This window comes from Deinococcus murrayi DSM 11303 (assembly GCF_000482805.1).
Classification (GTDB): Bacteria; Deinococcota; Deinococci; order Deinococcales; family Deinococcaceae; genus Deinococcus; species Deinococcus murrayi.
Map to the genome: position 1 here is coordinate 135500 of NZ_AXWT01000009.1, position 13346 is coordinate 148845.

A 13346-nucleotide genomic window follows, 5' to 3' on the forward strand; every position below is an offset into this window, starting at 1 on the left:
TCCTACCGCTCCATGCTCGGCACCCCCGGCGACACCCAGGGATTTCCCCGCAGCAGGAAACGCCACGGCAGGTGCTTGCCCGCGAGCAGGCCGACGCGGGGGGTGACCCCGACCCCCTCGTCGGGAATGGGTGGGCCGGGCAGCAGATGCAGGGCCGGACCGTCCACGGGCTGCTCGGTCACCCGTTCAGGATTCAGCCCCAGCGCGTAGACGAGCTTGGCCGGGCCGTTCGTGAGGTCGCGCTCGCGGGTGACGGGGCGGTGGGTCAGCATGTGGCCGCGGCCCTCTACTGGCTCTAGCGCCCGCAGGAGGACGCTGGCGGGAACCCCCTCTTCCCGGCAGGAGACTTGCAGCAGGGGGTGGCCGTGCGCGGTCCAAAAGAGCCAGCGGCCCGGCGGAACGGCCATCGCCAGGGTGCGGACCCGGTGAAAGCGCCCCGCGGTGCAGGCCGGGTCACGGGGGCAGTCGTAGGCTTCAGTCTCGACCACCCGCCCCGCGAGCACCTCGCCCCCCGGCAAGGTCCGCACCAGGGTGGCCCCCAGCAGCTCGCGGGCGACCTCCACCGGGTCGCGGTCAAAGAACGCGGCACAGAGGGGCGCGGGCATGGTCCCAGGGTAACGGCGGTGAGGATGCCGTGAGGGGGCGTCCCGTACACTCTTCCCTCGTGACCGCCCCGCCGCCTTTGCCTGCCCGCTCGCCGCGCCGCCCCCCACGCCGCCTCCTGGCCCCGCTGGGCTTGCTGGGCCTGCTCGGTCTTGCCAGCCCCGCTGGGGCAGTCCATATCGCGCTTGTTTATCACTCGGTGGGGCACTCGGCTGAACCTGCCGCCCGCGCGGGGGGTGGGGTCACCCTGGGGGTAGACCCGGAGACGCTGCGCCGCCGGGTGCTGCGCCTGCGTGGGGAAGGCTACCGCTTTGTGACCAGCAGCGAGGCCGCCCGCGTGCCGCCGGGCACCGAAAAGACCACCTCCTTGCGCTTTGACGACGGCTTCGAGAGCGTCTACCTCCTCGCCTATCCAGTGCTGCGCGAGCTGGGCGTGCCGGGAACCGTCTATCCCATCTGGGAGCGGGTCGGACAGCCGGGGTACCTCACGGCGGCGCAACTGGACGAACTGCGGGCGGCAGGCTGGGAAATCGGCTCGCACACCCGCACCCATGCGGCGCTCGTCGACCTCACCCCGCGCCGCCTCGCGCAGGAGCTGGAGCCGCCCGCAGGCGCAGTCTCTGAGGGCGGCTGCCTCGCCTATCCCTTCTACCTGCAAGATGCCCGCGTGCGCCGGGCTGCCCGCGCCGCCTACCCCTGCGCGGTCGCGGGGACCTTCGGGGTGCGGGGCGAAGCCCACGCCCTGCCGGGGCCGCTGGCCTCCCCCTGGGACGACTGGCTCTTGCCCTGGCGCGGGCCGCTGGGCGCGGACCTGCGCCTACCCGCCGTCCTCGCCGGGACGGGGCTGGGCGCGCTGGGGCCTGGGGACGCCCCGGTCGCCGCGCCGACCCTGTGGAACCCCGCCGCCCACGAGCTGCTGGGGTCGGGCCTCTTCAGCCTGAGCTGGGCGGGCGGGGTGCGCGACACCCGCTTGCTGTGGCGGGGGGGCCAGTGGGTGTTGGGCCTCAACCTCCTGCGCGGGGGGGCGAGCTACAGCGGGGGCACCCTGGCCTATCACGTCGGCGGGCCGCTGACGGTGGCGGGCGGGTACGGTTCGGCGGGGCCGCTGGGGGCCGTCGCCCTGGCACTGGGTGGCTACGGCGAGGTGTGGGCGCGGGCGCTGCCGGGGTCGGTCGTGCTGGGGGCCGAGGTCCTGCCCGCCGACTACCTGCGATTGCGGGCCGAGTACGACCTTTTCGCCGCCACGGGCCGCGCCGAGGGGAGTTACGCCCTGCCGCTGCGCCCCGGCGAGGGCAGGCCGCTGCGCCTGCTCGCCGGATATGACGGCCATCCCTACGCGGGCGCGGCCCTGCGGGTGGGGGCGCACACGGCGGCCCTGACGGCTCGGCTGGACCGCCCCGCCTTCGGGGTGCGCGTGCAAACGGCGTGGTAAGGGCGGGCATGGTGAGGGCGAACGAAAAAGCTCAGGCCCAAAGCTGAGGGAAGCCTCAACCCCTGCCCCTCCCGGCGGCAGCGGGTGGGGGGCTAGCCTGCGGGGGCACTTCATTCCCCCCACACCCCACAGGAGGCACTCCACCATGATGGACATCTTCAATATGCTCGGCGGAATGGGCCAGGCCCAGACGACCCTCGGCTCTCGCCTCGGCACCTCGCCCCAACAAACCGAAGCCGCGCTGGAGGCGGCCATTCCCCTGCTGCTGGGCGCGATGACCCGCAACGCCCAGGACCCCCAGGGGGCGCAGGCCCTCGCCAGAGCGCTCGACGGGCATGATGGCCGGGCGCTCGACCTGTTCGGGCAGGGGCAGGCCCCCGACCCCGCCGAGGGCCAGCGCATCCTGGGCAAGGTCTTCGGCGGGCAGCAGCAGGCCGCCGCCCAAGCCGTCAGCCGCCGCGCCGGAATCGACCCGCAGCTCGCCCTGCAAGTCCTCTCCATGGCCGCGCCCCTGGTGCTCGCTTACCTCAGCCGCCGCCGTCAGGGGGGACAGGCTGGGGGCATGGGCGGTCTCGACATCGGCAGCATCCTGGGCGGGCTGCTCGGCGGCGGGATGGCCGGAGCGGGAGCGGGCGGCCTCGGCGGGATGCTGGGGGGCGGCCAGGCCCAGGGCGACGGGCGAGGTCCATCCGGACCCTTGGGGAGCGGGCAGGTCATTCCCGGTTACACGCACACTCCGGCCCAACCCCCGCTGGGCCAGCCCGGCCACTCCGGGACGGGCCAGATGGGCGGCGACCTCGGCGGCCTGCTGGGCAGCCTCAACCGCGCCCTCGACCAAAACGGCGACGGCAGCGCCCTCGACGACCTGGTGGGGATGTTTGGGGGACGGAGGCGGTAGGGGGAGCGGCCAGCCGCCAGCTTCCAGCGACCAGCAGAAGGAAGGCCCCGGCTCAGGCTGGGGCTTTTGCTGTTCTCGCTGGCGGCTGGCGGCTGGCCGCTGGCCGCTACTCCTCCATCCGCTCCCGCGAATAGGGCTTGTACCCCTTGGGGGTTCCCGAACGCTCCGGGTGAAAGAGGCTGGTCGTGAGGTACCGCGCCCCCGTGTCGCAAGCGATGGTGGCCACGCGCTTGCCCGGCCCCAGGCGGCGGGCGACCTCCAGTGCGGCCCAGGCCATCGCGCCGCTGCTCATGCCCACAAAGACGCCTTCCTCGCGGGCGAGCCGCCGAGCAAGGGGGTAGGCGTCTTCTTCCCAGGCGGGAATCACCTCGTCGATGACCGAGCGGTCAAGGTTGGGCGGGATAAAGCCTGGCCCCATCCCCTGAAAGCCGTGCTCGCCGCGCTCGCCGCCCGACAGGACGTTGCTGCGGGCGGGTTCGACCGCGATGACCTGAACCTTGGGGTCTTGCCGCTTGAGGAATCTCCCCACCCCGCTGATGGTGCCGCCCGTGCCAGAGCCGTAGACAAAGGCGTCGATGCGGCCCTCCATCTGCTCCCACAGTTCGGGGCCAGTGGTGCGCTCGTGTACGGCGGGGTTGGCGGGGTTGGAAAACTGGCCCAGCAAGACCGCCCCGGTCTCGGCGGCGATGCGCTCGGCTTCTTCGATGGCGGCGAGCATCCGGCGCTCTGGGTCGGTGAGGACGAGTTCGGCCCCGTAAGCTTGCAGGGTGCGCTTGCGCTCCTCGCTCATCTGGGCGGGCATGCACAGGATGAGGCGGTAGCCCCGCGCCGCCGCCACCTGCGCCAGCCCAATCCCGGTATTGCCGCTCGTCGGCTCGACCAGGGTGCCGCCCGGCTTCAGGAGGCCCCGCTCCTCGGCGTCCGTCACTAGCCCCAGGGCGGTGCGGTCCTTGATGGAGCCGCCGGGATTCAGGCCCTCCAGTTTGACGAACACGTCCGCCATGTCCGGCCCCACCACCCGGCGAAGCTGCACGAGCGGCGTCTTTCCGACCAGCGCGTCAATCATGGCCAGGAGCATAGAGCGGCCAGGGTTCTGTTTTCCGGAGTCGGGGGCGCTATTGGAGGGGGAGCGGAACGTTGGGGGCCGCCGCGCCGTAGCCTAAGCGTGATGGGTTCCCACCTGCGCCGCGGCCTCACCCTGCTGGGTCTGTTGCTGGGGCTGGCGGGAGCGGGGGGCGTGGGTGGCCCGCTGCCCCCGGCAGACGCCTTGGCGGTCTATGACGCGGCGGCCCGGCTGCTGCGGGCGCATTACGCGGGGCCGCGCATGGGAGAGGTGGGCGGCCTGCTCGCCGCAGAGCGGGCTGCCCTCGTGCAGCGATGTGGGAGGCAGAGTCGCTGCCCGGTAGTGCAGGGCCAAGCCGCGCTGGAGACTGTGCTCGCGGCGCTGGGCGACGGGCACACCCAGCTTCTGCGGAGTATTGTCCTGAACCCTGCCCCGCCCCCCGCAGCCCTCGACCCTCAGCTGCGGCCCACCCTGCGCTGGGAGGGTCAGGTCGCCGTGATTGGCTTGCCCGAATGGTTTGAGGTCGGCATGGGGGCCGCCTTTCGGGAGGTCCTGGGGCAGGCCGCAGCGCGGGGGGCGAGCGGGCTGGTGGTGGACCTGCGCGGCAATCCCGGCGGTGTGCTCGACGAGTGCCTGGCGGCGGCGCAGGGGCTGGCCGGGGACCGGGTGAATCTCATCGGGGTGGGCCGCAGCGGGGCCGCGCTTTACACCTGGCGCACGGCCGCGCTGGCCCAGGCTGCCCGCGCCTGGCCGCGCTGGACGGGTCCCCTCGCCCTGCTCGTGTCGCCCGACACGGCGTCGTGCGGCGAACTCCTCGCCTACTGGGGCCAGCAGGCGGGCGGCACGGTGGTTGGCCTGCCCACGCGGGGGCTGCTGAATACCCTCACGCGGGATTTCGCGCTGCCCGGCCCCGCAGTGCTGCGCCTGACGGTGGCGCGGGCCACCCTGGATGGCCGGGTGCGCCTGCCGGGGCGGGTGCAGCCCGACCTCCGCGCTGGGCCGGAGGTGGCGGACATCCTCGCGGGCCGTGACCCGGTGCTGGAGGCCGCGCTCAGGGCGCTGCGCCCCGCCGCCCCCTAGAATGCTCCCCGTGCGCCTCGCCGTCATCGCAGATATTCACGGCAATGCCGATGCGCTGCGGGCAGTGCTGGCCGATGCACGGGTGCAGGGGGCCGAGCACGTCCTTGTCAACGGCGACGTGGTCAACCGGGGGCCGGACTCCGTGGAGGCCCTCGCGCTGCTGCTCTCGCGGGGGGACGTGACCTTTATCCTGGGCAACCACGACGACCTCGTGCGGCTGTGGCAGGGGCGCTCGGAGACGCTGCCGGGAGAGTGGTTCACCGACCCCTTCTGGGGCGCGACCGACTGGACGGCGACCGAGCTGGACCGCGCTGGCTTGCTGCACGTGCCTGCGGGGTGGCCGCTGACCCGCACGCTGGAGGTGCCCGGCCTCCCGACCGTTCTCGTCGCCCACGGTACCCCCGCCGACTACCGCGAGAGCCTCAGCGAGCGCACCGACCCCCAGCGGGTGGCCGACCTCGCGGGCGGGGCGGGCGTGCTGGTTGGGTCGCACATCCACCGCCCGGCCCAGGCCGAGCGCGGCGGCGTGCTGATCTTGAACACCGGGGCCGTCGGCACCCCGATGGACGGCGACCCCCGCGCCGGGTACCTGTTGCTCACCGCCGCGCCGGGGGGCTGGCTGCCGGAGCTGCGGCGAGTGCCCTATGACCGCACCGGGGTGCTGCGCCGTTTCGGCACGAGCGGCCTCCTCGCCACGGGCGTCAGCGCCGAAATCTTCCACGATGAGGTTCTCACGGCCCGCAGCCTCTACACGCCCTACTGGGTCTGGACGGAGCAAGGCAGCCTGCCCCGCAACGCCGCGACCTGGGCGGCCTTCCGGCAAAGGGTGCTGGGCTGAAACCCTCCTCCTGGCCGCTGGCACCCTCTTGGTCGAGGGTTGTCAGAAGTTCGTGTGAACCCCCCTCCTATACTGACGGGGACATGATTGAACCTTCTCTCGCCCTGTATGGCGACGCGTTCGAGCGGGTTGACGGGCACCTCGAAGAGCTGCTGGGAGCCACGGGCGTCCGCTACTGCCTGCTCGTTGACCGCAAGGGCTTCGTGCTTTCGCACAAAGAGGCGCTGTGGGCACCGCGGCCCCCTGCCCTCGACAGCGTCGCTACCCTGGTCGCCTCCAACGCCGCCGCCACCGCTGCCCTGGCGAACATGCTGGGCGAGCGCACCTTCAGCGAGCAAATCCATCAGGGCGAGCAGGGCACCCTGTACGTCGAGTCGGTGGGCGACTCCGCGCTGCTCACCCTGATTTTCGACGTGTCGGTCCCGCTGGGCCGGGTCAAGGTCCACACCAAAAAGACCATCGCGCAGGTCGCGGCCATCCTGGCCGAACTTCAGGACGCGCCGCCCATGCAGTTCAGTGACGATTTCTCGAATGGGGCGAATGCCCTGCTCGACGACCTGTTTGGCTAAGGGGGCCGGGGTTCACCCCAGCCCAGCGCGTGCGCGCTCCGGACACCCTCACGCCACACCGCCAAGCTGAAGCCTGAACGTCCTACAGGCGGGGAGAGAAACAGCCATGAGCACCATCAACTTCGCGGCCCGCGAAATCAACTGCAAGATTGTCTATTACGGTCCCGGCATGTCCGGCAAGACGACCAACCTCAAGCACGTCTTTTCCAAGGTGCCCAGTCACCTGCGCGGCGAAATGGTCAGCCTGGCCACCGAAGACGAGCGCACCCTCTTTTTCGACTTCCTGCCGCTTGACCTCGGCACCGTGCAAGGCTTTAAGACACGCTTTCACCTCTACACCGTGCCGGGACAGGTCTTTTACAACGCCTCCCGCAAGCTGATTTTGCGCGGGGTCGACGGCATCGTCTTTGTGGCCGACAGCGCCCCCAATCGCCTGCGCGCCAACGCCGAGAGCATGCGCAACCTGCGCGAAAATCTCGCCGAGCATGGTATCGACGTGCGTGACGTGCCCATCGTCCTCCAAATCAACAAGCGCGACATCGAAGGGGCGCTGCCCACCGAGATGATTCGTGCAGTCGTAGACCCCAAGAAAGAACTGCTCGTCTTTGAAGCCACCGCCCACAACGGCGGCGGCGTCTTTGAAACCCTCAAAAGCGTGAGCAAGCTGGTACTCGACCGACTGGCGCAGAACAAATAGCGTGTGGCTCGTGGCTTGTGGCTTGTAGGGGAAAGAGGAAGGTGGGAGATACGGCTCGCGTCCCCCACCTTCTTGTTCCACAAGCTACGAGCCGTTTTCCTCCGTCCCCGGTAGAGGCCGGGTGCGGGGTGGGCCGCCGTCGATGCCGCCAGACCCCGCCGCGCGCCCTCCCCGCACCTCACCGCCCGCATCCTGGCTGGGGTCCGCGAGGCGGGGGGCACCGTCCGGTTGGTCGCTGCTCGCCACGCTGAAATCCGAAAAACTGCCCGGGACGCCGTCGTCAAAGCCGGGTTCGTCGTTGACATTGCCCGGCACAAAGTCGGTGCCGTAGGCCGCCGCATTGTCCATCATCTCGGCGCGGAGGTCCGGGTCGACGCCGTCGTCATAGAGCACGCCCGCTCCGGCCAGGGCGTCGCTGCCTTCGCCCCGGCGTCCGCCCGACACGTCGCCGGACACGGGCAAGTCGGCGTCTTCCTCGGCCACCTCGCGCACCAGCTCGGCGTTGGCCTGGGTGTCCTGGTTGGCGGGGGCGTCGTCTTCGGGCAGCGAGTAATCCATGGTGGCCGCGCCCGCGCCGCCGACTGGGTGCAGCTCGGCGTCCGTCGGCTCGTGGTCGTCCCGCCCGAACTCCTCGGCGGTGACGGTGCGGTCTTCCTGGAGGAGGTCTTCTGGGGTGCGGTCTGCCGAATCGGCGGAGGAGGGGTCGCGGGGGCGAGGGGTGTTGGGGTCGGTCATGGGGTTCCTCCTGGGGCCGCCCTGCTGGGGGCCGCGCTGCCTCTGGATTACAGGCCACCTCCGCGCCCCGGCGGTGAGGATTTCGAAAATGGGCGTTGGGGCATGTGCTCGCTGGGGGCTTCCTCAGGACCGTCATAAGTCCGCTGTCACCGGGCGTGAGCACAGGCCCCCTACAGTTCCTTCTGACCGGGGACTTCTGGCGGGGGAGCCGCCGCGCCCCCGCCAGAGCGCCGAGAGACAGCAAGGGAAAGCAGGAGGGCTTATGGCAGACGAAGTGCAGATGACGGCGGAAGGCTACCGTCGCCTTCAGGAGACGCTGGCCAAGGAACGCCAGCGGCGCGACGATGCGGTCGCTCAAATCGCCGCCGCCCGCGACGACGCGATGGACCTCGAAGACCGCAACCTGGAGCTGAAGGACGTGCTGGCCCGCGCCGTTCTCGTGGAGGGCACCCCGAAGGAGGGGGGACGGGTCACCCTGGGGTCCCTGGTCGTCTTGCGCGACGACGAGCGTGGCCGCGAGGTGGAAGTGCGCCTTGTGAGCGCGGTCGAGGTCGACGCCCTCGCGCAGGGAGCCACCCAGGTCAGCGAAGACAGTCCGGTCGGGCAGGCGCTGCTGGGCCGCCGGGTGGGGGAGAGCTTTGAGGTCACCCAGGGCGAGCGGCGGCTGCGCTACACCGTCCCACCGTCCGGAGCGTGGGGTAAAGCTCGCGGGGGCGGGGGGCACGCGCTTCCCCACCCTCCTGTGGTCCCCGCCCTACACGTCCCGCCGCTCAAAGGCCAACGCCGCCAGCACCCCAAACCCCAGGGTGTAAATCAGCAGCAGAATCAGCCCTGGTGTCACGTCCGCCTGCCGAACATAAAGGTCAAAGTGGCTGGTGGGCAGCAGCCGCTGAAGGCTTTCGGGAAAGACGGCGAATAGGCGCAGGATGTTCAGGGTCGCCAGCGTCGCGAGGGCGGCGGCAGCGGTGTTGAGGTACATCACCCCGAACAGCACCGCGAGGCTGGCGACGGGCAGCAGCATGACGGCGGCGAGGAACGAGGCACGGAGCACCTGCCCCAGCGCCTGTCCCGGCGTCAGCGTCCCGACCCCTTGAAAGAACCCCGGCCCCAGCCCGGTGCCCCCGGTAAACGGCCCCAGCCCCACGACTAGGCCCGCGAGCAGCGACCCCGCTACCGTCGCCAGCACCAGCAGCAGCGGGTACAGCAGCGCGACGAGCAGCTTGCCCGTCAGGACACGGGTACGGTTGACGGGCCGCAACAGCAGCGGCGCGAGCGTGCCCCCGCTGACCTCCGACCCGATGAGTTCGGCGCAGGTCACCGCGATAAAGAGGGGCAGCAGAAACTGCACCAGCACCCCCAGGCTGACTGCCGGGAGCTGCCACCCGCTCACGAGTTCAATCCCGAAAAGGGCCTCCACGCGGGGTGCCCAGGGCCACAGCAGCGGCAGCAGAAAGCACACCGCGAGGCCCAGCCGGGCGCTGCGGCGGCGCAGCAGCTTGCGAAGTTCGAGGGCGAAGAGGGTCATAGCAACTCCGATGAAATCCTGCCTCTGGCAGGATGAAATCCGACCGGAGGGAGAGGGAGAAGAACGCGTTCCGGGCGTAGAGTGTCCAGTCCGGTGTTTTCCCGGAGTGGACACGGAACAGACGGAATGCGTATCACACCGCCACCTCCACCCGTTCGCGGTAGTACTCGTACAGGTCGAAGTGGTCGGGGGCAGCCTCCAGCACCCGGAATCCGCCCTGAGCGAGGTGCGCGAGGGCGTCGGGCACCCGCGCCTCATCGCCCAAGTGCGCCAGCGCGTAGGGGGTGCGGGTGCCCACGCTGCCCACGAAGGGGAGGCGGCGCAGGTGCTCGGCGGCCCCGGCGGGGTCGTTCACCCGGAAGCGGTAGGCGGCCTGCCGGGAGCGCAGATCCACGGTGTCCACCAGCCGCCCGCCCGTCAGGATGCCCACCCGGTGGGCGTAGGTGGCGATTTCGCGCAGGTGGTGGGTGCTGAGAAGGACCGCGCAGCCCTCCGCCGCGAGGTCCGTCACGATGCGGTGAATCAGGCCGATGCCCAGCGCGTCCAGCCCGCTCGTCGGCTCGTCGAGGATGAGGACGCGGGGCCGGGCCAGGATGGCGCTCGCCACCCCCAGCCGTTGCCGCTGCCCCAGCGAGTATTCCCCGACCCGGCGGTCCGCCATGCGGGTGAGTTCGAGCAGCGCGAGCACCTCGCGGATGCGGGCCATATCAGGCCGCTCGGCCCCCGGTGCCATCGCCGCGAGGCCCGCGTGCATTCGCAGGTTCTGGATTCCGGTGAACTCCGGGTGAAAGCGGGCGGGGGCCTCCACCACCGCCCCCAGCGCGGCGCGGGCGCGGGGGCCGTCGTGGTGCACGTTGCGCCCCAGCAGGTGCACCGTTCCGGAGGTCGGAAAGGCCAGCCCGGTCACGGTGCGAATCAGGGTGCTCTTGCCCGCGCCGTTGGGTCCGGTCAGCGCGTACACCTCGCCGGGCGCGACCGTGAGGTCGATGTCATGCAGGACGCTGTGGCGTCCATACCGCTTGTGCAGGCCGCGCACCTCCAGGGCGGGGGCGGGCGCTTCGGGGGGAGGCTGAGTCACGCCCGCCAGCGTAGGAGGGCGAGTGCGTCGAGAGTCTTACAAACTGAGGGGAGACCGCGTGGCCTCCCCCCTCAGTCCCCGCCGAGCTTCAGAACTTCCCGAAGCGGGTCAGCCGGAAGGGGGTTTCCGGCGGAATCCCCGCCATATTGCGGTCGAGCTGCGCCTGGGTCACCACCAGGTCACCCCCCACCAGCGCCAGCGTCGCCGGGAAGCGCAGGCCGCGCAGGGGTTCTTCCGCGACGAGCTGCCCGGAGGCGGAGTCCGCCGTGAGGCTGACCTTGCTCACGACCTGGTCCTTGTTGCGGGCGACATACAGGGTGCGCCCGTCGAGCAGCAAGCCGTCACCGTTGGTCAGGCCCGTCATCACTCGGCGCACGGCTTTCGTTCGCAGGTCGATGCGCCACAGCTCGCCCGTGTTCGTCTGCATCGCCAGCAGGAAGCGCCCGTCGGGGGTGGCCACGATGCCATTGAGGTTGACGCCGGGGCCGTATTTGATGGGCGTCTTGCTCAAGTCCAGCCACGCCGTCAGGTTGAGGTCTCGGTCCACCCGGAAGATGACCGGGCGGTTGGAGTCGGTGACATACACGTGGCCGTCGGCGGCAGGCGTGAGGTCGTTGACGTAAGGGTTGGGCGACTTCGGCGTTTCCAGGACCTTCAGCGTCACGCCGCCCGGCGTCAGGATGCTCACCGTGCCCTGTGCCCCGCCCGCGACCCACAGGCGGCCCTGCGCGTCCACCTTCAACCCCAACGCGGCCTGCCGACCCAGCGCCCCGCCCTCCTGGAACTTGCTGACGGCTCCGGTCGCGGCGTTGATGGCGTAGATGGTCCCGTTCAGGGCGCTGCCGGTGTAGAGCACCCCCCGGCGGGCATCGTAAGCCACACCTTCGGGGAAGTCCTGAGCACCGGGCAGGAGGTAGTCACGGGTGGTGAAGTTGTCGCGGGTCATCACGCCGCAGCGCTCGCGGGCACCCGACATCCCCGCCGGGTCGGTCTTGTAGTCGTCGGGGCGGGCGTGAATGACCAGGGTGCGGTTCAGGACCCCGTTCGGCCCGGTGAGGCTGAACTTGTCGGTGGTGAAGCTCGCCCGGCCCACCCCGTCCGCGCCGACGCTGAGCATGGGGGCGTCGCCGCCGTGCCCGTACAGGTTGGGGGCCTGCGGGCCGTCGTGGTTCTTGCTCATGCCGGGGTCGAAGTGCCCGCCCGCCCCACCGAAGGGGACGACCGTGTTCGTCGCCTCGTCTACGCCGGGGGTGCAGCGTCCGTACTCGTGGACGTGCATGCCGTGCTGGCCGGGCGTCAGGCCCCGCGCCTCCACCGTCACCTGCACGCCCATGCCCCGCTGCACGAAGCGGGCCATCCCCAGCACCTGCCCGGCGGGGTCACGCAGGGCCGCCGTCGCCGTCAGGGGCGTGCTCGCCGGGGCGGTCGTCATGGGGGCACCCGCCCCACCCGCCAGCGCCGCGCCGAGGGCGAGGGTGCCGAGGGCGAGATATCGCTTGGTCTGAAGCTTCATCGCTGGCCTCCGGTGTACAGCACGCGGTAAATCACGCCGCTCTGGTCGTCGGTAAAGAGCAGGCTGCCGTCCGTGTAGGTCGCCACGCCCGCCACACGCCCGAACTGCTTCCACTCGCCGTTCTCCTGGTACACGAAGCCGGTCACAAAGGGTTCGATGGCGGTGGGCCGGTTCTGCGCGTCGAAGTTGATGCGGGCGATTTCGTAGCCGCTGGGTTCGCTGCGGTTCCACGACCCCCGGAAGGCGACGAAGGCGTCATTGCGGTACTCGGCGGGGAACTGGCTGCCGGTGTAAAAGGTCAGGCCGATGGCCGCCGCGTGCGCGGTGTAGTTCAGCAGGCTGCCCTGGGTGAGGCTGCAATACTCGGCCTTGGTGAGTTTGCCGGGAATCTGGCTGGAGTTGGTGTAGGGGTCGGGGTTGCGGTCGCCGTAGCAAAAGGGCCAGCCGTAGTTGCGCCCCCGCACAATCACGTTCAGCTCTTCGGGTGGGATGTTGTCGCCGTGCCAGTCGCTGCCCTGGTCCATCCCGTAAAAGACCCCCGTGACCGGGTGCCAGCCGAAGCCGATGGTGTGGCGCAGGCCCCGCGCGTACACCTCGCGCCACTGCCCGTCGGGGCGGATGCGCAGGATGGTCGCTTCCTCCGGGTTTTGGGTGGGCGCGTCGTTGTTGGTCGAGCCGAAGGACGCGTAGAGATAGCCGTCGGGTCCCCACTTCAGTCCGCGGGCAGGGTGCTGTCCGGCGTCGGGAAAGCCGTCGGCGAAGACGCGAGGCACACTCAAGCCCCCGTCGCGGCTCATGTCCATCACCCAGATGGTCTTTTCACCGACCGCGTACAGCTTGTTCTGCCTCACGTCCAGCCCGTGCACCAGCTTGAGGTTCTGCGCGACCATCCGGCGCTCGCCCGCGTCAAAGAGGCCGTCTTTGTTTCTGTCTTTGAGGTACCAGATGTCGCCCTGCGCCCGCCGGGTGAGGTAAATCCCGCCGTCGGGCATCACGTGCATCATCCGGGCGTTGCCCAGTCCCGAAGCCATCACCTTGATTTGGAACCCCGCCGGGACCTTGAGCCGCGCGAGCTTGTCGGGCGTGAAGCCCAGAGCGCGGGGTTCGTTGCGGGTGGCCGTCACGGTGACGGGTGGCTCTGGCGCGGGGAGCGGGCGGGGGGTGGGGACAGCCGTCTGGGCGGGTCCGGGGCCGGTGGGTGAGGCCGACCCCTGAGCGAGCGCGGCACCCAGGGCACCGAGTGCGACCGTCAGGGCAGCGAGCATGGGCTTATGCATGTGGGTTCCTCCGGCATTCACGCTCCCATGCCGCCCGC

General features: G+C 70.6%; 13 protein-coding genes and 1 pseudogene. 7 read left to right on the forward strand and 7 right to left on the reverse strand.

Annotation, left to right across the window (positions count from 1 at the left end):
- Nucleotides 1-2: 2 nt before the first annotated feature.
- Entirely contained in the window at nucleotides 3-605 is a 603-nt protein-coding gene (locus tag H565_RS0101975) for a DNA-3-methyladenine glycosylase (protein WP_027459565.1), read from the reverse strand.
- 59 nt (nucleotides 606-664) lie between these two features.
- On the opposite strand from H565_RS0101975, the gene H565_RS15600 reads away from it, so the two are divergent.
- Together H565_RS15600 and H565_RS0101985 are read left to right on the forward strand one after the other, a co-directional pair.
- Nucleotides 665-2035, forward strand: coding sequence for a polysaccharide deacetylase family protein (locus tag H565_RS15600; protein WP_027459566.1), 1371 nt, complete (start codon nucleotides 665-667; stop codon nucleotides 2033-2035).
- Between the two features lie 145 nt (nucleotides 2036-2180).
- Nucleotides 2181-2933 carry a DUF937 domain-containing protein gene (locus H565_RS0101985; RefSeq protein ID WP_027459567.1) on the forward strand — a complete coding sequence of 251 codons (753 nt, stop codon included), beginning with the start codon at nucleotides 2181-2183 and terminating at the stop codon, nucleotides 2931-2933.
- Nucleotides 2934-3039: 106 nt separating this feature from the next.
- Here H565_RS0101985 and cysK read toward each other — a convergent pair whose 3' ends face one another.
- Nucleotides 3040-3999 (reverse strand): cysteine synthase A, encoded by a 960-nt coding sequence (gene cysK, locus H565_RS0101990; protein WP_027459568.1) that lies wholly within the window; start codon nucleotides 3997-3999, stop codon nucleotides 3040-3042.
- A gap of 102 nt (nucleotides 4000-4101) precedes the next feature.
- On the opposite strand from cysK, the gene H565_RS16940 reads away from it, so the two are divergent.
- The 4 genes from H565_RS16940 (at nucleotide 4102) to mglA (ending at nucleotide 7180) form a co-directional block, all read left to right on the forward strand.
- The gene (locus H565_RS16940) at nucleotides 4102-5076 is read left to right on the forward strand and encodes a S41 family peptidase (protein ID WP_051363362.1); all 975 of its coding nucleotides are present in this window, start codon (nucleotides 4102-4104) and stop codon (nucleotides 5074-5076) included.
- Nucleotide 5077: 1 nt separating this feature from the next.
- A complete protein-coding gene (locus tag H565_RS0102000; RefSeq protein WP_027459569.1) occupies nucleotides 5078-5914 on the forward strand; it encodes a metallophosphoesterase family protein in 837 nt (278 codons plus the stop codon).
- Nucleotides 5915-5997: 83 nt separating this feature from the next.
- Complete coding sequence (gene mglB / locus H565_RS0102005) at nucleotides 5998-6483, forward strand: GTPase-activating protein MglB (protein WP_027459570.1); 486 nt, start codon at nucleotides 5998-6000, stop codon at nucleotides 6481-6483.
- Between the two features lie 106 nt (nucleotides 6484-6589).
- Nucleotides 6590-7180 carry a GTPase MglA gene (gene mglA, locus H565_RS0102010; protein WP_027459571.1) on the forward strand — a complete coding sequence of 197 codons (591 nt, stop codon included), beginning with the start codon at nucleotides 6590-6592 and terminating at the stop codon, nucleotides 7178-7180.
- An 84-nt stretch (nucleotides 7181-7264) separates the two neighbouring features.
- Here mglA and H565_RS0102015 read toward each other — a convergent pair whose 3' ends face one another.
- Nucleotides 7265-7915, reverse strand: a complete 651-nt coding sequence (locus tag H565_RS0102015) for a hypothetical protein (RefSeq protein ID WP_027459572.1) — start codon at nucleotides 7913-7915, stop codon at nucleotides 7265-7267.
- Nucleotides 7916-8195: 280 nt separating this feature from the next.
- On the opposite strand from H565_RS0102015, the pseudogene H565_RS15920 reads away from it, so the two are divergent.
- A pseudogene (locus H565_RS15920) lies at nucleotides 8196-8582 on the forward strand (GreA/GreB family elongation factor); the annotation flags it as partial.
- Nucleotides 8583-8669: 87 nt separating this feature from the next.
- Here the strand turns inward: H565_RS15920 and H565_RS0102025 are convergent.
- From H565_RS0102025 to H565_RS0102040, 4 genes are all read right to left on the reverse strand, one after another.
- On the reverse strand, nucleotides 8670-9440 hold the full coding sequence (locus H565_RS0102025; RefSeq protein WP_027459574.1) for an ABC transporter permease: 771 nt from the start codon (nucleotides 9438-9440) through the stop codon (nucleotides 8670-8672).
- A 133-nt stretch (nucleotides 9441-9573) separates the two neighbouring features.
- The gene (locus H565_RS0102030) at nucleotides 9574-10518 is read right to left on the reverse strand and encodes an ABC transporter ATP-binding protein (RefSeq protein ID WP_027459575.1); all 945 of its coding nucleotides are present in this window, start codon (nucleotides 10516-10518) and stop codon (nucleotides 9574-9576) included.
- 88 nt (nucleotides 10519-10606) lie between these two features.
- The gene (locus tag H565_RS0102035; RefSeq protein WP_027459576.1) at nucleotides 10607-12031 is read right to left on the reverse strand and encodes a superoxide dismutase family protein; all 1425 of its coding nucleotides are present in this window, start codon (nucleotides 12029-12031) and stop codon (nucleotides 10607-10609) included.
- Nucleotides 12028-13308, reverse strand: a complete 1281-nt coding sequence (locus H565_RS0102040) for a PQQ-dependent sugar dehydrogenase (RefSeq protein WP_027459577.1) — start codon at nucleotides 13306-13308, stop codon at nucleotides 12028-12030. The genes H565_RS0102035 and H565_RS0102040 overlap by 4 nt, the downstream gene beginning before the upstream one ends.
- Nucleotides 13309-13346: the final 38 nt, after the last annotated feature.